The 19,501-nt window shown below is 61.2% G+C and carries 14 protein-coding genes and 1 tRNA gene; 3 read left to right on the top strand and 12 right to left on the bottom strand.

Annotated features, from left to right (window positions below; all coding sequences use genetic code 11):
• Window positions 1-82 precede the first annotated feature (82 nt).
• The 7 genes from lon to B9Z33_RS09525 all read right to left on the bottom strand — a co-directional run bounded on the left by lon (window position 83) and on the right by B9Z33_RS09525 (window position 10,617).
• The gene (gene lon / locus B9Z33_RS09555; protein ID WP_108286760.1) at window positions 83-2,506 is read right to left on the bottom strand and encodes an endopeptidase La; all 2,424 of its coding nucleotides are present in this window, start codon (window positions 2,504-2,506) and stop codon (window positions 83-85) included.
• Between the two features lie 100 nt (window positions 2,507-2,606).
• Window positions 2,607-3,872, bottom strand: a complete 1,266-nt coding sequence (gene clpX / locus B9Z33_RS09550) for an ATP-dependent Clp protease ATP-binding subunit ClpX (protein ID WP_108286759.1) — start codon at window positions 3,870-3,872, stop codon at window positions 2,607-2,609.
• 108 nt (window positions 3,873-3,980) lie between these two features.
• Window positions 3,981-4,589, bottom strand: coding sequence for an ATP-dependent Clp endopeptidase proteolytic subunit ClpP (clpP, locus tag B9Z33_RS09545; protein WP_108286758.1), 609 nt, complete (start codon window positions 4,587-4,589; stop codon window positions 3,981-3,983).
• Between the two features lie 123 nt (window positions 4,590-4,712).
• Window positions 4,713-6,026: a trigger factor gene (gene tig / locus B9Z33_RS09540; RefSeq protein WP_108286757.1), complete on the bottom strand. Its 1,314-nt coding sequence runs from the start codon at window positions 6,024-6,026 to the stop codon at window positions 4,713-4,715.
• A gap of 64 nt (window positions 6,027-6,090) precedes the next feature.
• Window positions 6,091-6,177 (bottom strand) — tRNA-Leu (locus B9Z33_RS09535).
• A gap of 116 nt (window positions 6,178-6,293) precedes the next feature.
• Complete coding sequence (locus tag B9Z33_RS09530) at window positions 6,294-9,449, bottom strand: efflux RND transporter permease subunit (RefSeq protein ID WP_108287084.1); 3,156 nt, start codon at window positions 9,447-9,449, stop codon at window positions 6,294-6,296.
• Window positions 9,450-9,453: 4 nt separating this feature from the next.
• Window positions 9,454-10,617, bottom strand: a complete 1,164-nt coding sequence (locus B9Z33_RS09525; RefSeq protein ID WP_108286756.1) for an efflux RND transporter periplasmic adaptor subunit — start codon at window positions 10,615-10,617, stop codon at window positions 9,454-9,456.
• An 85-nt stretch (window positions 10,618-10,702) separates the two neighbouring features.
• Between B9Z33_RS09525 and B9Z33_RS09520 the strand changes: the two genes are divergently transcribed.
• Window positions 10,703-11,776 (top strand): squalene/phytoene synthase family protein, encoded by a 1,074-nt coding sequence (locus B9Z33_RS09520; RefSeq protein WP_108287083.1) that lies wholly within the window; start codon window positions 10,703-10,705, stop codon window positions 11,774-11,776.
• 31 nt (window positions 11,777-11,807) lie between these two features.
• On the top strand, window positions 11,808-12,647 hold the full coding sequence (gene hpnD / locus B9Z33_RS09515; protein WP_108286755.1) for a presqualene diphosphate synthase HpnD: 840 nt from the start codon (window positions 11,808-11,810) through the stop codon (window positions 12,645-12,647).
• A 30-nt stretch (window positions 12,648-12,677) separates the two neighbouring features.
• Here the strand turns inward: hpnD and B9Z33_RS09510 are convergent, their stop codons facing one another.
• Together B9Z33_RS09510 and B9Z33_RS09505 are read right to left on the bottom strand one after the other, a co-directional pair.
• Complete coding sequence (locus tag B9Z33_RS09510; RefSeq protein ID WP_108286754.1) at window positions 12,678-13,328, bottom strand: glutathione S-transferase family protein; 651 nt, start codon at window positions 13,326-13,328, stop codon at window positions 12,678-12,680.
• A gap of 84 nt (window positions 13,329-13,412) precedes the next feature.
• Complete coding sequence (locus B9Z33_RS09505; RefSeq protein WP_108286753.1) at window positions 13,413-14,120, bottom strand: HAD family hydrolase; 708 nt, start codon at window positions 14,118-14,120, stop codon at window positions 13,413-13,415.
• 19 nt (window positions 14,121-14,139) lie between these two features.
• Between B9Z33_RS09505 and hemH the strand changes: the two genes are divergently transcribed.
• Window positions 14,140-15,228, top strand: coding sequence for a ferrochelatase (gene hemH, locus B9Z33_RS09500; protein WP_108287082.1), 1,089 nt, complete (start codon window positions 14,140-14,142; stop codon window positions 15,226-15,228).
• A gap of 199 nt (window positions 15,229-15,427) precedes the next feature.
• Here hemH and B9Z33_RS09495 read toward each other — a convergent pair whose 3' ends face one another.
• The 3 genes from B9Z33_RS09495 to B9Z33_RS09485 form a co-directional block, all read right to left on the bottom strand.
• Complete coding sequence (locus tag B9Z33_RS09495) at window positions 15,428-16,057, bottom strand: HAD family hydrolase (RefSeq protein ID WP_108286752.1); 630 nt, start codon at window positions 16,055-16,057, stop codon at window positions 15,428-15,430.
• A gap of 156 nt (window positions 16,058-16,213) precedes the next feature.
• A complete protein-coding gene (locus B9Z33_RS09490) occupies window positions 16,214-17,269 on the bottom strand; it encodes an ABC transporter ATP-binding protein (protein WP_108286751.1) in 1,056 nt (351 codons plus the stop codon).
• Between the two features lie 4 nt (window positions 17,270-17,273).
• A complete protein-coding gene (locus B9Z33_RS09485) occupies window positions 17,274-19,493 on the bottom strand; it encodes an iron ABC transporter permease (RefSeq protein WP_108286750.1) in 2,220 nt (739 codons plus the stop codon).
• Window positions 19,494-19,501: the final 8 nt, after the last annotated feature.

Raw genomic sequence — 19,501 nt, 5'->3', positions numbered from 1 at the left:
AGCATTGTATGCCGTGTTCGCTGCGATGGATGAATTGTAATGCAAATTTCGGGGCATTTTGAGTTGCCCCGAAAAAATTGCATCAATGTTTCACGGCTTGCGGCGTTGCCGTAGATGTAACGGCCGTGACTGCAGCAGCAGCCACCTCTTCGTCGCTCAAAGGCACAGGCTTGGCTTCCAGTGCAATGTCCAGCACTTGGTCGATCCACTTGACGGGCACGATCTCCAGACCATTTTTGACATTTTCGGGAATGTCCTGCAGGTCTTTGACGTTGTCTTCAGGGATCAACACGGTTTTGATACCACCGCGCAAGGCAGCCAGCAACTTTTCCTTCAAGCCACCAATCGCCGTCACTTCGCCTCGCAGCGTGATCTCACCGGTCATGGCCACATCGGCACGCACGGGAATGCCCGTCATGGCCGACACCATGGCCGTGGTCATGGCCGCACCAGCGCTCGGACCGTCTTTGGGCGTGGCCCCATCGGGCACGTGGATGTGCAGGTCCTTCTTTTCAAAGACCTCGTCCTTGATGCCGAGCAGTCGTGAGCGGCTGCGCACCACGGTACGCGCGGCTTCGACCGACTCTTTCATCACATCGCCCAGTGAACCGGTACGGGTGATGACACCTTTGCCGGGCATGAGGGCCGCCTCAATGGTCAGCAAATCGCCGCCCACCTCGGTCCAGGCCAAACCCACCACTTGGCCAATCTGGTTCTTCTGTTCGGCACGGCCATAGCTGTACTTGCGCACACCGAGGAATTCATTCAGGTTGTCGACGGTCACCTGAACCTGGGGCTTCATCTGCTTGAGCAGCAAAGCCTTGACGACTTTGCGGCAAATTTTCCCGAGTTCGCGCTCAAGCGAACGCACGCCGGCTTCACGTGTGTAGTAGCGCACCATGTCGCGAACAGCCTCTTCGCTGACGTTCAACTCCGTCTCTTTGACGCCGTTGTTGGCCATTTGCTTGGGCAGCAAATACTTCATGGCGATGCTGGTCTTCTCGTCTTCGGTGTAACCTGACAGGCGAATGACCTCCATCCGGTCCAGCAGGGCCGAAGGGATGTTCATCGAGTTGGACGTGGCCACAAACATCACATCGCTCAGGTCAAAGTCGACCTCGACGTAATGGTCACCAAAGGTGTGGTTTTGCTCGGGGTCCAGCACTTCAAGCAAAGCGCTCGAAGGATCGCCCCGGAAATCCGTGCCCAACTTGTCGATTTCGTCCAACAAGAACAAGGGGTTCTTGGTGCCCACCTTGTTCAGGTTTTGCAACACTTTGCCGGGCAAAGCACCGATGTAAGTGCGGCGGTGGCCCCGAATTTCGGCTTCGTCACGCATGCCGCCCAGGGCCATGCGCACATATTTACGCCCGGTGGCCTTGGCAATGGATTGCCCCAGCGAGGTCTTGCCCACACCGGGTGGTCCGACCAAGCACAAGATAGGTGCCTTGACCTTGTCCACGCGCTGTTGGACAGCAAGATATTCCAGGATGCGGTCTTTGACTTTGTCCAGGCCAAAGTGGTCCTGGTTCAGCACGTCTTCGGCATTGCCCAGATCGTGTTTGAGTTTGGTCTTTTTGCTCCAGGGCAAACCGGTCAGCACTTCAAGGTAGTTGCGCACCACCGAGGCCTCGGCCGACATGGGCGACATCAGCTTGAGCTTTTTCAGCTCGCCTTCTGCCTTTTTGCGGGCTTCGGCCGACATCTTGGCCGTCTTGATCTTCTTCTCAATCTCTTCGATGTCCGCGCCCTCTTCGCCTTCACCCAGTTCTTTCTGGATGGCTTTGACCTGCTCGTTCAGGTAGAAGTCGCGCTGGTTTTTCTCCATTTGGCGCTTGACGCGACCGCGGATGCGCTTGTCCACATTCAGGATGTCGACTTCATGTTCCAACTGGGCAAACAGGTTTTCCAAGCGGGCCTTGATGCTGGCCAAATCCAGCACTTGCTGTTTGTTTTCCAGTTTCAAAGGCAAATGGGCGGCGATGGTATCGGCCAAGCGGCCGGCATCGTCGATGCTGGAAATCGAGGTCAGGATCTCGGGCGGAATTTTCTTGTTGAGTTTGACGTACTGGTCAAACTGCTGCATCACGGCGCGGCGCAGCGCTTCAATTTCGCTGCTGGGCTCGGACTGCTCGGCGGTCGGGTCCACGGGCGTGACGGTGGCCACAAAATGCGCCTCGCCATCCACAATCGACTTGACCAGCGCACGTTGCTGGCCTTCGACCAGCACCTTGACGGTGCCGTCAGGCAGCTTGAGCATTTGCAAAATGGTCGAAACGCAGCCCACATCGAACATGTCGTCGATGGCGGGCTCGTCTTTGGCGGCGGTCTTTTGAGCCACCAACATGATGCGGCGCTCGGCAGCCATGGCGGACTCAAGGGCCTTGATGCTCTTGGGACGCCCCACAAACAAAGGAATCACCATGTGAGGGAACACGACCACGTCGCGCAAAGGCAACATGGGCAGTTCGATCGGGGTGGGCGGCAAAGGTGTGTGTCCAGACATGGTGTGTCCCTCAGGTCAATTCAGCTACACATGGATGCTGCACCCGAGATTTCAACCCATTCAAACAAAGGGGCATTCATCATGGTGCGGCGCATGTGGGTCAGGCCTGCTTGGCCGACTCGCGGTAAACCAGCAGTGGTGGCTTGTTGTCATCGATGACGGACTCGTCCACCACCACTTTTTCAACATTCACCGCATTGGGCAATTCAAACATCGTATCGATCAAGGCCTGCTCCATGATAGAGCGCAGACCCCTGGCCCCCGTCTTGCGTACCAGCGCCTTGCGTGCGATAGCGCTCAGAGCATTGGGGCGAACCTCCAGTTCGACGCCTTCCATGGCCAGCAGTTTGGTGAACTGCTTCACCACGGCATTCTTGGGTTCGGTCAGGATTTGCACCAGCGCTTCTTCGGTCAACTCGGCCAAAGTCGCCACCACGGGCAAACGCCCTACCAACTCGGGAATCAGGCCAAATTTGATCAGGTCTTCGGGCTCAACTTCGTTGAACACGTCCGTCAGTGAGCGTTGCTTTTTGCTCTTGACCGTGGCGCCAAAGCCGATGCCACCGGATTCGGTGCGGTTTTCGATGACTTTTTCGAGCCCGGCAAATGCACCACCGCAAATGAACAGGATGTTGGTCGTGTCGATCTGCAGGAAATCCTGATTGGGGTGCTTACGGCCGCCTTGCGGAGGCACGCTGGCCATGGTGCCTTCTACCAGCTTGAGCAGGGCCTGTTGAACGCCCTCGCCCGACACGTCGCGGGTGATGGAGGGGTTGTCCGACTTGCGGGTGATCTTGTCGATTTCGTCGATGTAAACGATGCCGCGCTGAGCGCGCTCCACATCGTAATTGCATGTCTGCAGCAACTTGGCCACGATGTTCTCGACGTCTTCGCCCACATAACCGGCTTCGGTCAGGGTGGTGGCGTCGGCCATCACAAAGGGCACATCCAGCATGCGCGCCATGGTCTGGGCCAGCAAGGTCTTGCCCGAACCCGTGGGGCCGATCAGCAAGATGTTGCTCTTGGCCAATTCGACGTCGTCTTTTTTGGCACCCTCTTTGTGCTTGAGGCGTTTGTAATGGTTGTACACCGCCACTGCCAAACTGCGTTTGGCTTTTTCCTGGCCAATCACGTAATTGTCGAGGTTGGTCTTGATGTCCAACGGGGTCGGCAAGCCCTCTTTGCCGCCGTCGGCTACGGTGGTGGTGGCGAGTTCATCACGCACGATGTCGTTGCACAAGTCAATGCATTCGTCGCAAATGAACACCGACGGACCTGCGATCAGCTTTTTGACCTCGTGCTGGCTTTTGCCGCAAAAGGAGCAGAACAGGTTTTTCTCAGTGGTCGAGCCTTTTTTATCGGCCATAAATGTCGCCTCGGAATCCGGAATTCGTCAATGATAACGAAAGAAAAACGGCGTTCACCCTTTGGAGGTCAACGCCGTCAGCCAAGGTGCCGGAAAGCCCGGCCACCCTCAAGCGCGTTTGGAAATGACTTCGTCCACCAAACCGTAGTCTTTGGCCTCGGTCGCAGACAGGTAATAGTCGCGCTCGGTGTCGAGTTCGATTTTTTCCAGCGGCTGGCCGGTGTTCTCGGACAAGATGCGGTTCAGGTGCGCACGGGTCTTGACGATTTCGCGCGCTGCGATTTCGATTTCGGTGGCCTGACCACGCGCACCGCCCAGGGGCTGATGAATCATGATCTTGGAGTTGGGCAACGAAAAACGCTTGCCCTTGGCACCCGAAGACAGCAAAAACGCGCCCATGCTGGCGGCCATGCCGTTGCACAGGGTGGACACATCGGGCTTGATGAAGTTCATGGTGTCGTAAATCGCCATGCCGGCGCTGACCGAACCACCGGGCGAGTTGATGTAAAGCGAAATGTCCTTCTCAGGGTTTTCACTCTCCAAAAACAGCAACTGGGCCACGATCAAGTTGGCCATGTGGTCGTTGACCTCACCGACCAAAAAGATCACGCGCTCTTTGAGCAAACGCGAATAAATGTCATAAGCACGCTCGCCACGGCCCGACTGCTCGACGACCATGGGGACCATGCCCAAATTTGTGATGTCCAGTGCGCTCATCTTTTCTCCAAGAAATTCAGAATGACTTTAACCTGAGTTTTCAACCCCACCAAAGAGATGGGGCTTGTGAGCCAGACTACAAGCCCGGCACAAGCCCCATTCTTCAAGGATTCAAAAGACCGATCAGGCCTGTTGACCCATCAACTCTTCAAAAGTAATGGTTTTTTCGACCACTTTGGCCTGGGCCAGGACGAAATCGGACACATTGCTCTCGATGACCACGGCCTCCACTTCGGCCAAACGCTGGTTGTCGCTGTTGTACCAACGCACCACGTCATCGGGACGCTCGTAGCTGGCGGCCAGCTCTTCGATGTGGGCCTTGATCTGCTCTGGCTTGGCGTGCAGGGTGTTGCCACGCACGACTTCAGCAACCACCAGACCCAAGCGCACGCGCTGCTCGGCTTGGGGGCGGAAGATGTCGTCAGGGATCGGGGCCTTGTCGGCGTCCTTGATGCCGCGCTGCTTCAAGTCGGCACGGGCGCCGTCTTTCAGGCGCTCGATTTCGCTTTGCACGATGGCCTGGGGCAGGTCCAGCTCGGCCTTGGCGACCAAAGCGTCCATGGCTGCTTGCTTGTTGCGGGCCAGCAAGCGGAATTTCACTTCGCGCTCGAGGTTTTTGCGGATGTCAGCGCGCAGGCCTTCCACGGTCGCGTCAGCGATGCCCAAGGATTTGGCCAGGGCTTCGTTGACTTCGGGCAGGTGGGCGGCTTCGATTTTCTTGACGGTGACCAGGAAGTCAGCGGTTTTGCCAGCCACATCTTGGCCATGGTAGTCGGCGGGGAAAGCCAGGGGGAAAGTCTTGCTTTCGCCCGACTTCATACCGCGCACGGCGTCTTCGAATTCCTTGAGCATCTGGCCGTCGCCCAAAATGAACTGGAAGTCTTCGGCTTTGCCGCCGGAGAACACTTCACCGTCGATCTTGCCTTCGAAGTCGATGGTGGCGCGGTCGCCGTCTTGTGCAGCGGCGTCTTGAGCGCGCTGAGCAAAGGTGCGGCGCTGCTTGCGCAGGATGTCAATGGTTTTGTCGATGGCCGCATCCGACACTTCAGCGGTCAGTTTTTCGACTTCGGTGTCGGCCAGATTGCCCAGCTTGACTTCGGGATACACCTCGAAAATGGCTTCGAAGTTCAGCTCGCCTTCGGGCGCGCCTTCTTTTTCAGAGATGCGGGGCTGACCTGCCACGCGCACTTTGGCTTCGTTGGCTGCCACAGAGAAGGCTTCGCCGACTTTGTCGTTCAGCACCTCGTATTGAACCGAGTAGCCATAGCGCTGGGCCACGACGTTCATGGGCACTTTGCCTGGACGGAAACCGTCCATCTTGACCGTGCGGGCCATTTTCTTCAGGCGTGCGTCCACTTCGGACTGGATGGCCGTCACGGGCACAGTCAGGGTGATCTTGCGTTCCAGCTTTTCAAGGGTTTCAACAGTCACTGTCATCGTCGTTCTCGGTTAATTGAATTTCTCTCATGCCGCCGGGTTGCCCCTTTGGCCAAAAGTCGGTTGGTGCGCGGGGCGGGACTCGAACCCGCACAGTGTTGCCACCGTCAGGACCTAAACCTGGTGCGTCTACCAATTTCGCCACCCGCGCAGGTCCAAACAAAAAGGGCGTCAGGTTCGTTCTTCAGCCCCAAAGCTGCCTCACGCACCTGACCGCCCGGTTGAAATCGGTCAACTTTCTATTTTAGCCGCTTCATTTGTCCAAATTCAGGCACGGGCTTCATTTGGGCGCGCAATTCTGAACCACGCGGCGTACATCGCAGGCAGCGCCAGCAAAGTCAGGGCCGTGGCCACGATCAAGCCGCCCATGATGGCGACCGCCATCGGCCCCCAAAAGATGCTGCGCGAGAGGGGAATCATGGCCAAAACAGCCGCAGCAGCCGTCAGCACAATGGGGCGCAAACGCCGCACGGCCGACTCCACAATGGCTTGCCAAGGGGCAACGCCTGCGGCACGGTCCTGCTCAATTTGGTCGATCAGGATCACCGAATTGCGCTGGATCATGCCCATGAGCGCGATCACCCCCAGCAAAGCCACAAAGCCAAACGGCCGGTTGAGCACCAGCAAAGCCCCGGCCACACCCGCCATGCCCAAGGGTCCGGTCAAGAACACCAGCATGGCGCGGCTGAAGCTTTGAAGCTGCAGCATGAGCAAGGTGAACGTGATGAACAGCATGACCGGCACGCCCGCCGCAATCGAGGCGGAGCCTTTGGAGCTTTCCTCCACCGCGCCCGCCACCTCGATGCGGTAGCCGCTCAGGCCCTGGCCTTGCCAAGTGGCTTCGGTCTTTTTGAGCGCAGGCAACAACTGCGCCGTCACCGTCGCACCCTGCAAGCCTTCGGCAATGTCGGATTGCACCGTGATCGCATATTGGCGGCCCTCGCGCCACATCACCCCGGGCTCCCAGGCAAACACCGGGGTGGCGATTTGCAAGAGCGGAATCGACTTGCCCGAAGCCGTGGGCACATAGGCCTGCCCCAGGTCAGACAAGGCGTCACGCTCGGCCAAAGGCTGGCGCAATACGATGTCGATGAGCTTGTCACCATCGCGGTATTGCCCCACCGTGGAGCCGGAAAGCAAGGTGCGCGAGGCCTGCGCGATGGACTGGCTGGTCACACCCAAAGCACGGGCTTTGGCCTGGTCCACCTCCAAGCGCACCGATTTGACGGACTCGTTCCAGTTGTCGTTCACGCCCCGGGTGTTGGCGTTTTGGCGCATCTCGGCCTTGATCTCGTCGGCCTTCAGGCGCAAGACACGGGGGTCAGGCCCCACCACGCGAAACTGCACCGGATACGGCACGGGTGGGCCGTTGGGCAGCAATTTGACGCGGCCACGGATCTCCGGGAACTCCTGCGCCAGCAAAGCGGGCAATTTGGCGCGCAGCACTTCGCGGGTTTTCAGGTCTTTGGGCAGCACGATCAGCTGCGACACGTTGGTCTGCGGAAACACCTGATCGAGCGGCAAATAAAAGCGCGGCACGCCTGACCCCACCCAAGTGGTGACCGACTTGACGCCATCTTCCTGCGCCAACCGCTGCTCAACGCGCTTGGCCATGTCTTCGCTGGCCTTGAAGGGCGAGCCTTCGGGCAGCCACAAATCGACCATGATTTCAGGGCGGCTGGAATCCGGGAAAAACTGCTGCTGCACCTTGCCCATGCCCACAATGCCCATCGCAAACAGGAACACGGTGATGCCGATCGTCTTCCAGCGGTGCGTGACGCACCAGGTCACCCAGGTGCGAAAGTGCCGGTAAAACGGGGTGTCGTACATCTCGGCCGAATCCAGGTGCTCGGCCGACACCGCGTGCGCTGGTGGCTTGAGCAGCAAAGCGCCCAGATAAGGCACAAAGTAAACCGAAGCCACCCAGCTGACCAGCAAAGCCACCACGGTGACCGCAAAAATCGCAAAGGTGTATTCACCGGTCATGGACTTGGCCATGCCAATCGGCAAAAAGCCTGCGGCCGTGATCAAGGTGCCCGTCAGCATGGGCATGGCCGTGAGCTCATAGGCAAAGGTGGCTGCGCGCACCTTGTCGTAGCCCTCTTCCATCTTGCGGACCATCATCTCGACTGCAATGATGGCGTCGTCCACCAGCAGGCCCAAAGCAATGATGAGCGAGCCCAGCGAGATTTTGTGCAAGCCGATGCCAAAGTAATGCATGGCCAAAAACGTGACCGCCAGTACCAGCGGAATCGTGATGCCCACCACCAGGCCGGGACGAATGTCCAGCGTCCAGCGACGCCACAGGGGGTTGTTGCCAGGCCGCTTGTGCAAGCCCAGCGCCAAAAAGCTCACCGCCAGCACAATCACCACCGCCTCGATCAGCACCTTGATGAACTCGTTGACCGAGTTGGACACCGCGCTGGGCTGGTCTTGCACTTGCGTGAGGGACATGCCCGCAGGCAACTGGGTTTGCGCCAAGGCGACCGCCTGACGCAGGGATTGCCCCAGGGCGATGATGTCGCCACCTTTGGCCATGGACACGCCCAGCGCGATCACTTCCTGGCCTTCGTGGCGCACCTTGACCGAAGGCGGGTCTGCATAACCACGGGTCACGGTGGCGATGTCAGACAGGCGAATTTGCGCGCCAGAGGCCCCACGGATCGGCATGGCCTGCAAATCGGCCAGGCTTTGGAACTGGCCACCCACGCGCACCTGCAAGACATCGGCCGGCGACTGCAAACTGCCCGCCGACTCCACCGCGTTTTGTTGGTTCAGTTGGGCCAGCACCGCGCCCATGTCCAGGCCCATTTGGGCCAGCTTCTTTTGCGAGACCTCGACAAAGACTTTTTCGTCCTGTGCGCCAAACAACTCCACCTTGGCCACATCGGGCACGCGCAGCAAAGTCTGGCGGAGGCTGTCGGCCTCGGTCTTGACTTCAGCGGCCGTAAAGCCTTGCCCGCTCAGGGCGTAGATCACGCCGTACACATCGCCAAACTCGTCGTTGAAAAATGGCCCCACCACGCCTTGCGGCAAGCTGCCGCGCATGTCGCCGATCTTTTTGCGCACCGCATACCAGACCTGAGGCACATCACCGGGTTTGGAGTTGTCCTTGATCTGGAAAATGATCTGCGCCTCGCCCGGCTTGGAATAGCTGCGGATCTTGTCGGTGAACGGCACTTCCTGCAGGGTGCGTTCCAGCTTGTCGGTCACCTGTTCGGCCACCTGCTCGGCGGTCGCCCCAGGCCAATAAGCCCGCACCACCATGGCGCGGAAGGTGAAGGGCGGGTCTTCGTCCTGCCCCAACTGAAAGTAAGAGGCCATGCCCAAGACCATGAGCACCACCATCAGGTAGCGGGTCAGGGCCGGATGCTCCAGCGCCCAGCGCGAGAGGTTGAATGCGGTGTTGTCGGTGCTGCTCATGCGGTCACCGCTGCGCTGTGGGTGCAGGTGTGGAGGCGGCTGCGGCGGGTGCAGGCACTGCACCACTGGCAGCAGCGCCATACACCGTGACCTTCTGGCCCGGCGACAAAACATGCACCCCCGCGCTCACCACCTTTTGCCCCGGCTTCAAGCCCGAGGTGATGACCACCTCGTTGCCATCCACAGGTCCCACTTGCACCGACTGGGTGTTCACGGTCATGCTGGATTCGTCCAGCAACCACACCACCGTGCCCTGCCCTTCCTGGCGCAACGCGCTGGTGGGCAACTTGATCACGGCGCTTTGACTGCCTGGCAATTGGGCGGCCAGCACGTTGACCGTGGCCCCCAAAGGCAAGCGGTCCGAGGCGTCCAGCGCCAGCTTGACGGCATAGGTGCGCGTGATCGGGTCGGCACTGGCGGCCAACTCTCGTACTTTGCCTTTCAGGGTTTGCCCCGTGCTGGCCAAGGTAGCTTGCATGGGTTGCCCCACTTTCAGGGCCAAAGCCATTTGCTCGGAAACGGCAAACACCGCGTCACGCGGGCCATCGTGGGCCAAACGCAGCACGGGCTGGCCCGCAGACACCACCTGCCCCACTTCGGCTTCGACGGCCGTGATCACACCGGCATGGCTCGCCATCAAACGGGCGTAACCCGCCTGGTTGCTTTGGGCTTGGGCTTGGGCTTTGGCCTGGTTCAAGGCGGCATCGGCGGCTTTGAGGGTGGCATCGCGACGCTCCAGCTCCGCGCCGCTGATGAAGTTTTGCGCTTTCAGGGCTTCAAAGCGTTTGAAGTCGGCCGCCGCCAGATCGCGCTGGCTTTGCGCAGCACTCACCTGCGCCAAAGCCGCCTGAGCGGCCAATTGGTAGTCTTGCGCGTCAATTTGAGCCAGCAATTGACCTGCCGCCACACGCTGCCCTTGCTCAGCAGAGCGCTGCACCAACTTGCCTGCAACCCTGAAACCCAGTCGGGACTCCACACGCGAACGCACTTCGGCCGCATATTCGCCCTCGACATTCAAAGCACCACCGGCCACGGTCAGCACCTTGACGGCGCGCAAGGGCTCTTTGGGGGCCTCGGCTTTGGAACACGCTACCAAAGTAGTCACAAAAACAGCGGCGGCGCACAAACGCAGAACCCGCCGGCTGGCGAGTGACAAGGTAGAAGGCATGGAATTTCCGGAAAATAATAATGACTGACTGGTTAGTAATCTATTCAAAGTCGCCCGCCGTGTCAAGCGACAATAGCGATTGACCATGCACCAACAAGCCCCATTCAAGCGCCCAAAGCACCCCCGCCTGAGTCCGGAACACCGGCAACTCTTGCGCCATGTGTCGCGCTCGTTTGACCTGTCCATCCGGCTCTTGCCCGGTGCACTGCAGGCGCCCGTGGCCATCGGCTACCTTCTGGCACGAGCCACCGACACCGTGGCCGACACCACCGCCTTGCCGCTGGATGAACGCCAGCATTTGTTGAACGGCATGTCGCAAGCGATCGCGTCGCCAGACGCTGATGCCGCTCAAGCCCCTGACCTGACCCCGCTCATTCAGGCCTTTGCCGCTCAACAAACGGACCCGCACGAGCGCGCCTTGATGCAAGCGCTGCCGCAATGCCTGCCCCTGCTGCAAACTCTGGGGGCACCAGACCAGGCCAGCGTGCGCCAAGTGCTGAGCCACATCACCCAAGGCCAGCAACTGGACATGGCCCGCTTTGGCCCCGGCCTGCACGCCCTGAACACCGAAGCCGAACTCGACAACTACACCTGGCTGGTGGCCGGGTGCGTCGGCGAGTTCTGGACCGAGCTGTGCGAGCGCCATTTGCCCGGGTATGCGCGACTGCCGCAAGAAGAGATGCTGCGCATTGGTCGCCAATACGGCATGGGTTTGCAGCGCCTGAACATCCTGCGCGACGCCGGTGCCGATCTGGCTGGCGGGCGTTGCTATTGGCCGTTGGAAACACTGGCGACTGTCGGCCTCACACCAGCGCAACTGGCCAAAGCCGCCGCAACGGGGTGCGCCAAAACCTTGCAGACCCTGGCCCCGCTTTACACCCAGTGGCTCGACCACACCCAAGCCCAATTGGCCGACGGCATGCGCTACGCCATGGCCGTCAAGCCGCTTCGCCTGCGCCTGGCCAGTGCCCTGCCCGCCCTGATTGGCGCACGCACCGTTGCGATGCTGCGGCAAGCTGGACCGCTGGCTTTGACCCAACGCGTCAAAATGCCGCGCCAAGAAATGCGCCTGCTGATGTGGCAAATCGCCTGTGGCTTGGGTTCGCCCGCCACTTTGGGTCGGTTGTTCCAAAAATTGTCCGGCACATCCACAGCTTGAGCCCCATGTTTGGGTGCGAGAATCCCCGTCCATGAACCCGCAAGACTACGTCCAGCAAAAAGCCGCCGCCTCGGGCAGCAGCTTTTATTACGCCTTCCTGTTCCTGCCGCCAGAACGCCGTGCGGCCATCACCGCGTTTTATGCGTTTTGCCGCGAAGTGGACGACGTGGTCGACGAAATCAGCGACCCCAGCGTGGCTGCCGCCAAGCTCGGCTGGTGGCAAAAAGAAGTGCAGCAAGCCTATGCGGGTCAGCCCACCCACCCGGTCATGCATGCGCTCATGCCACACACCCAGCCCTTTGGCATCGAAAGCCGCCACCTGATGGCCGTGATCGAAGGCTGCCAGATGGACCTGAACCAGACCCGTTATCTGGACTTTGCGGGTCTGACGAAGTATTGCCACTTGGTGGCCGGCGTGGTGGGCGAAGTCGCCGCCCGCATCTTTGGCCAGACCGACGAGGCCACCACAGCCTACGCGCACAAGCTGGGCCTGGCCTTTCAGATGACCAACATCATCCGCGACGTGGGCGAAGACGCCCTGCGCGGGCGCATTTACCTGCCGCTGGACGAACAACAACGCTTTGGCGTTAAGGCGCAAGACCTGATCCAGCGCAGCTATTCAGACAACTTCACCGCGCTGATGAAGTTCCAGACCGAACGCGCCCACGCACTGTACGACGAAGCCCTGGCCCTGCTGCCCGCCGCCGACCGCCGCACCCAAAAAACCGGCCTCATGATGGCCAGCATCTACCGCACTTTGTTGCGCGAGATCGAGGCGTCGGGCTTTCAGGTGCTGCACCAGCGCATTGCCCTCACCCCGCTGCGCAAGCTGTGGCTGGCGTGGAAGATGCAGGCGTTGGGGCGGTTTTGATCACCCGCCTCGTTGCCTGAGTTGACTGGCTTACTTCATTCCCCGCGCCTGCACTTGCGCAGGCCGGTCCACACAGGCCTTTAACCATGCGGACACTGCAGGGTACTGCGCCAGCAAGGCTGCCGCCGGGCGAATCCAGCTCGCCACGCTGGCCACACACACATCGGCCACGGTGAAACGGTTGGCGGCCAGGTAGGCCTCGCCCCTGGCATTTTGAGCTTGCAGGTGTTGTTCCAGCACGGCCAGTGGCACTTTCAGGCGGCTTTCGGCTTGGTCAGCCAGCTCGGGCTTGCGCTGCTCGGCAGGCATGGCCATGCGGTGCATCAGCACGGTGAGCGCGTCTTTTTCGAGTTCTGACACGGTCCAGAAGCTCCAACGCAGGGCTTCTGCTTCTTCGCGGGGCGTGGCGGGGGTGATCGACTGGCCATCGGCTTGGCCGTGCACGCGGGCGATGTAGAGCGCACAGGCCATGCTCTCCCACACAGTGACCGTGCCCTCGGGGCGCTCGTCGATCAGGGCTGGAATGTGGCCGTTGGGGTTGATCGCCAGAAACTCGGGCGTGCGCGTGGCACCGCCGGCATAGGGCGTGGGGATGTGTTCAAACGGCACGCACAGCTCCAAAGCGGTCCACAAAGGGCGGGCTGCGCGTGATGCACCAATGCCGTAAATTTTCAAAGTCATGTGGTTCTCCTGTTTTTTGTAGGTTGGAGCTTCAGCTCCAACGCCATCTCATTCACAACGCATTTCGGGGCTAAAGCCACCGACCTACAACACGTATTCGGGCCAGCTGGCACATAGCGCGTGCAAGTCTCGCACTTCTAGGTGCGGGCGCGTGTCGCCGTGGCTCCAGACCTGGCCTTCGCGGTTGAGCCAGGCGACCTGCATGCCCGCAGCCAGTGCGCCCACACAGTCGGCGTGGGCATCGTCGCCAATGTGCAGCACTTCGTGGGGCGCAACGCCTGCGGCCTCTGCCCCGGCCACAAAAACCCGCAAGTCCGGTTTGGCCACGCCCATGGACTTGGCGCTCACGCTAGCGTGAAAGTGTTGGCCAATGCCCACGCGGTGCACATCGGCATTGCCATTTGACAAGGCCACCACCGGGTAGCGCTGGCTCCAGAACGCCAGCGCGGGCAGCGCGTCGTCAAACAGATCCACCCGCTGGCGCTCGGCAAAAAAGACTTCAAACGCAGGCTCGGCCAGGTGGCCCGGGTCCCCGGCTTGCAGCAGCATGGCGCGAATGGCTTCCAAACGCAAAAACGACAAATCGTGCGCCCGGTCGGCATGGCGGGCATTGATCTCGGCCCGCACGGCTTTTTTGACTTCGGGCTGCCCCGACAAGGCAGCCGTCGCGGGCGCATGCTGAGCCAGCCAGTCGGTCAGCACCTGTTCGGCCCGGTGGATGGTGGGCCAGACGGGCCACAAGGTGTCGTCCAGATCGAGGGTAATGGCGCGAATGCGGGAAATGTCAAGCATGGTGGTGGGAGAATACCGCATGGCATTCAACAAAGAACCTTCCTTCCAGCACGGGCAAGCCGCCCGTACCGCTGTCCTGTATTGCAATTTGGGCACACCCAGCGCACCCACAGCACCGGCCCTGCGCAAATACCTGGCCGAATTTTTGGGCGACAGCCGCGTGGTCGAGATCCCCAAACCCATCTGGTGGCTGATCCTGCACGGCATCATCTTGCGCGTGCGCCCCAAAAAGTCGGCCACCAAATACGCCAGCATTTGGACAGAGCAAGGCTCGCCCCTGAAAGCCTTCACCGAACAACAAGCCCAGTCGCTGGGCACGGTACTGCAAGAGCGCGGCCACAACGTGAGCGTGCGTTACGCCATGCGCTACGGCCAGCCGTCCATCCCCGAGCAGCTCAATGCCCTCAAAGCCGAAGGCGTGCAGCGCGTGCTGATCGTGCCCGCTTACCCCCAATACAGCGGCACCACCACGGCCAGCGTGTTTGACGCGGTGTACCGCTGGGGCCTGAAAACCCGGCTCATCCCCGAGATGCGCTTTGTCAACCGCTACCACGACGACCCGCGCTACATCGCCGCGCTGGCACAGACCGTGCGCGAACACTGGGCAGCCAACGGCCAGGCGGAACAATTGGTGATGAGTTTCCATGGCGTGCCCGAGCGCACCTTGCAGCTGGGCGACCCTTACCACTGCGAGTGCATGAAAACCGGCCGCCTGCTGGCCGAGGCGCTGGGCCTGACCAAGGACCAGTACAAGCTGACCTTCCAATCGCGCTTTGGCAAAGCCAAGTGGCTGGAGCCCTACACCGAACCTACACTGATCGCCATGGCACAGCAAGGCGTGAAAAAGGTCGATGTGATCTGCCCCGGCTTCACCAGCGACTGCCTGGAGACACTGGAAGAGATTCAGCAAGAAGCGCAGGAAGCCTTTTTGCACGCAGGCGGTGAAAAGTTCAGCTACATCCCTTGCCTGAACAACCACGCGCAGTGGATCGAAGCGCTGGCCGACATCAGCCTGGGGCACATGCAGGGCTGGGATTTGTCAGCGCCAGATGCGGCGGCGCTGGCAGCCAGCCGGGCAAGGGCTTTGGCGCATGGGGCGAAAGTCTGAGCTCCTGACCCGTTGAAGTGGGAGCGAGCCCTGCTCGCGAATGGCTGACCTGCAACAACACGCATTCGGCCGCAGGGGCGGCCTCCCACACCCCCCCCAAAGCCTCGACAGGCTCCGTGTGGGAACGAGCGCCTGCTGGCGATTGAACGACTTGCAACGGCTTCCATGCGGCTGCAGGAGCGGTATCCCACCGCTTACATCAAGCGGCTAAATAACCCTGCGCTACCATCTCCGCCCTCACCTGCTCAGGCGTGTCAAATCGCACACCTTGCCAGCCGTGCAGCTCGGCGGCGTCGATGTTGTGTTGCACATCGTCAATGAACACCGGCTGCCCGCGCAGGGGCCAACGGGCCTGCGCCGTTGCAAAAATGTCGGGCAACGGTTTGATCTGCTGTACATGGGCCGAGAAGATGCCTTCTTCAAACTGGCTGAAAAAGCTGTTTTCGCGCACCAGGTGTTCGGCATAGCCTGCGGGCATGTTCGACAAAAAGTACAGCCGATGGCCCTGCGCTTTCAGGTCATGAATCAGGTCCACCGTGCCTTGCATCGGCAACAGGTGTGCGGGGATGCTGTCGATCAGGTGCCGCAAATCGGGCAGCGCCAGCCCGGTGCGCGCCGCGATGCGATGCGCCAGGGGTTCTGGCTCGATCAGGCCCAGATCAAACTGCGCCCAGTCCGCATCGGGGTGAAAGGTCTGGAAAATTTGAGCCGCCCACTCGCGGGCGACCGCCTCGTTGGGCACGCGTTGCGGGAACAGCGTTTGCAGCACCACCAGCGGCTCCCAACGGAACACCACGCCACCCAGATCAAACACCACGTCTTTGCTCATCTCTTATCTTTCCATTGCAGCCATTGCCCCATTCAGCAACATGCAAATTGGGGCTTTGTGGGAGGCCGTCCCTGAGGCCGATGGATGGCTGGGCTGTGCACGCATTCGCGAGCAGGGGCTCGCTCCGACAACAAACCCGCAACACTGTGTCTGAGTTCAAACCGCAACCACAGACACCCCGCGTCCCGGCAAGCTCAGGGCCAGCACCTGACCGATGCGCCAGTCGCGCTCCACTTCGGGCGAGACCACAAAGACGGGGCCCAGTGCGGTCTCGAAGGTCAGCTCGACGAAGCTGCCCAAATAAGACCATTGCAGGAGCTTGGCCGACAGACTGCCGGGCACGGTTTCGCTGCCCAGCAGCTCGCGCCCCACCAGCCAGGCCTCGGGCCGCACCGCTGCACGCACCGCACCCGGTGCCACCACATGGCGCGGCACCAGGCGCAGTGGCCCCAGCTGCACCGTGCCGTCGGTCAGCGACTGGCCGTCAAACAGCACCGCCTCGCCCATAAACCCGGCCACAAATGCGGATGCGGGCCGTTCGTACAGGTCTTGCGGCGTGCCCGCTTGCGCGATGCGGCCGGCCTCCATCACGATGATCTGGTCGCTCACGGCCAGCGCTTCGCTTTGGTCGTGCGTCACATAGGCCACCGTCAGGCCCAGGCGCTGCTGCAAGTGGCGGATTTCGTCGCGCATGGAGCGGCGCAGCCGGGCATCCAGGTTGGACAGCGGCTCGTCAAACAGCAAGACCGAGGGCTCAAGCACCAGCGCTCGCGCCAACGCCACGCGCTGCTGTTGCCCGCCCGACAACTCGCTGGGCAGGCGCTCTTCATAACCCGCCAGACCCACCAGCGCCAGACTTTTGAGGGCACGCTCCTGCGCTTCGGCCTTGTGCACACCGCTCACGTCCAGGCCGTAGCGCACGTTCCCGATCACGTTCATGTGCGGAAACAGCGCATAGCTCTGGAACACCATGCTCACATTGCGCTCGGACGGGCCCAGGTGCGTCACGTCCACACCGTCGATCAGGATCTGCCCGCCGCTGGGCGCTTCCAGCCCGGCGATCATGCGCAAGGTGGTGGTTTTGCCGCAGCCCGATGGCCCGAGGATCGTGGTCAGGCTGCCCTTGGGCACGACAAAGTCGATGCCTTGCACCACCAGCGGCGATGCGCTGCCGCCATAGCGTTTGGTGACTTGTTTGAATTGAATGCCCATGGCCTTAAACCCTTGTTTCGTTCAGCGGGGCAGCCCTGCGCCCCAATTGCCGCTGCCCCACCAGCTTTTGAATGCCCCAGGTGATGACGGACATCAGCACCATGAGCACCGTGCAATAAGCCAGCGCCACGCCATAGTCGCCGTTGCCCACGCGGCCAATGATGTAAGTCGTGGCCAGCTCGTACTGCGCCGTGACCAAAAAGATCACCGCCGACACCGTGGTCATGGAGCGCACAAAGCTGTAGACCAGCGCCGCCACCAGCGCGGGCTTGAGCAGCGGCAGCACCACCCGGCGCAGCGTGGTCAGCGTGCTGGCGCGCAGCATCTGAGAGGCTTCGTCCAGCGAACGGTCCAGCTGCCGGAAGGCCGCCGTGCCCGCCCGCACACCCACCGGCAAATTGCGGAACACAAAACACAGCACGATCACCAAGCCGGTACCCGTCAGCTCGACCGGCGGCACGTTGAACGCCAGGATGTAACTCACGCCCAGCACCGTGCCCGGCACGGCAAACGTCAGCAGGGCCGAAAACTCAAACGCGGCCTTGCCCCGGAACTCGGCCCGGGCCAGCAACCACGCGATCAACAGACCCACGCCCGCACACACCGGGGCGGCCATGGCCGAGAGGCTGAGCGTGGTGAACAGCGACTTCCAGGCGGTGCCTGCAAACACCCAACCAAACTCGCCCGATTGCACATCGAACGCGGTTTTGAAATGCGCCAGCGTGAAGGTGAAGTCGCGCCCCCAGGTCTGCACAAAGCCACCCGCAAAGGCAAACACATACACCACCACGGTGAACAACAACCACGGCCCGGCCACGCTGCGGCACACGCGCAGCACCACGGGCGGCAAGGCCATGGCCACGCCCGCATCGCCCTTACCCGAGACGGTGGTGAAACTGCTGCCCGCCAGCACCCGGCGCTGCACAAAAAACACGGCCAACGCAAATGCCGTGAGTACCAGCGCAAGCGCAGCGGCCATGCCGGGGTCGAGCGCCGCACCCACGATGGCGAAAAAGATTTCGGTGGACAGCACCGCGTACTGCCCACCCAGAATGATGGGGTTGCCAAAGTCCGCCATGCTCTCAATGAAGCCCACCAAAAAGGCATTGGCCAGACCAGGTTTGAGCAGGGGCAGCGTCACCGTCCAGAAGGTTTGCATGCGGCTGGCGCGCAGGGTTTGCGCGGCCTCTTCCATGCTGGGGCTCACGCCCTGCACCACGCCGCGCATGATCATGAAGGCGATGGGCGTGAAAGCGAACATCTGGGCCAGCCAGATGCCCAACACGCCATAAAACCAGCGGCCCGGCTCGATGCCGAAGGCCCACTCCAGCGCCTGATTGAACAAGCCCGCACGTCCGAACAGCAAGATCAAACCCAGACCCACCACAAAAGGCGGCGTGATGATGGGCAGCATGGCCAGGATGTTGAGCGGTTTGGCCAGCCGGGTGTTACCCCGCTCGGCCCACAAAGCCAGCAAAGTGCCCATGAGGGTGGTGCCCACCGCCGTGAGGCTGGCCAGCCACAGGGTGTTCCAGGCCACGCCGCAGCGCCCTGCCCCTTGCACACAGCCGAGGCCCCAAACCCGTTCGGTGGCGACGCGCTCCAAAAGATGTGCCCAGGCATAACCGCCCGCATCGTCCACCCAGGCTGCCACCAGCGAGCGCAGCACCGGATACACCACAAACAGCGCCAGCAGCGCAGTGCACGCCACCACCGCTGCCGCCACGAACACATCGCCCCTGAAAGCGCCCAGCCGCGCCAGCGCTGCGCCCAGCAAGACCACCAGGCTGAGCAGCACCACGGCCGCGCCCCAACCCATGCCGTATTGGCCAATGGGTAAATCACCCCAAAGTGTGGCGAGCAATTCAAACGCCCAACCTGTGGCCCCAATCGCAAAGCCGCTGAGCAGTAAGCCCAACAGGCCGATCAGGCTACCCGCCAGCAAAGCCCTGCCTTGAACCCGGGCTAGCCACGGGCGCACCACCGCCAGACCACAAACCAGCAAACCTGCCAGGCCTGACCACAGCCAGGGACGACCGTGTTTCAGTGCCTGCACGGCACCGCTGGCCGTTTCGGCCCCGGCCCCGGTGACGGCCCAGATACCCGGCAAAGCCTCGGCCAGTGACATTTGTTGCAGGAAATACCAGGGCAGCAGCGCAAAACTGAGCAGGCCGAGCACGACCCACCCTTGCAATGCGCGCTGCAAACGCAGCGCAGGATTCATCTCAGACT

The sequence above is a fragment of the Limnohabitans sp. T6-20 genome (assembly GCF_003063505.1).
Taxonomy (GTDB): domain Bacteria; phylum Pseudomonadota; class Gammaproteobacteria; order Burkholderiales; family Burkholderiaceae_C; genus Limnohabitans_A.
This window is presented reverse-complemented; position numbering and strand designations above follow the sequence as displayed.

Bases quoted from the DNA above. Each gene is read 5' to 3' on its own strand.
- tig (WP_108286757.1), bottom strand. From the start codon at position 6,026: ATGACAGTGACTGTTGAAACCCTTGAAAAGCTGGAACGCAAGATCACC.
- hemH (WP_108287082.1), top strand. From the start codon at position 14,140: ATGGCATTCAACAAAGAACCTTCCTTCCAGCACGGGCAAGCCGCCCGT.
- B9Z33_RS09525 (WP_108286756.1), bottom strand. From the start codon at position 10,617: ATGCCTTCTACCTTGTCACTCGCCAGCCGGCGGGTTCTGCGTTTGTGC.
- B9Z33_RS09510 (WP_108286754.1), bottom strand. From the start codon at position 13,328: ATGACTTTGAAAATTTACGGCATTGGTGCATCACGCGCAGCCCGCCCT.
- B9Z33_RS09505 (WP_108286753.1), bottom strand. From the start codon at position 14,120: ATGCTTGACATTTCCCGCATTCGCGCCATTACCCTCGATCTGGACGAC.
- B9Z33_RS09490 (WP_108286751.1), bottom strand. From the start codon at position 17,269: ATGGGCATTCAATTCAAACAAGTCACCAAACGCTATGGCGGCAGCGCA.
- hpnD (WP_108286755.1), top strand. From the start codon at position 11,808: ATGAACCCGCAAGACTACGTCCAGCAAAAAGCCGCCGCCTCGGGCAGC.
- B9Z33_RS09530 (WP_108287084.1), bottom strand. From the start codon at position 9,449: ATGAGCAGCACCGACAACACCGCATTCAACCTCTCGCGCTGGGCGCTG.
- B9Z33_RS09520 (WP_108287083.1), top strand. From the start codon at position 10,703: ATGCACCAACAAGCCCCATTCAAGCGCCCAAAGCACCCCCGCCTGAGT.
- B9Z33_RS09495 (WP_108286752.1), bottom strand. From the start codon at position 16,057: ATGAGCAAAGACGTGGTGTTTGATCTGGGTGGCGTGGTGTTCCGTTGG.
- lon (WP_108286760.1), bottom strand. From the start codon at position 2,506: ATGTCTGGACACACACCTTTGCCGCCCACCCCGATCGAACTGCCCATG.
- clpP (WP_108286758.1), bottom strand. From the start codon at position 4,589: ATGAGCGCACTGGACATCACAAATTTGGGCATGGTCCCCATGGTCGTC.
- B9Z33_RS09485 (WP_108286750.1), bottom strand. From the start codon at position 19,493: ATGAATCCTGCGCTGCGTTTGCAGCGCGCATTGCAAGGGTGGGTCGTG.
- clpX (WP_108286759.1), bottom strand. From the start codon at position 3,872: ATGGCCGATAAAAAAGGCTCGACCACTGAGAAAAACCTGTTCTGCTCC.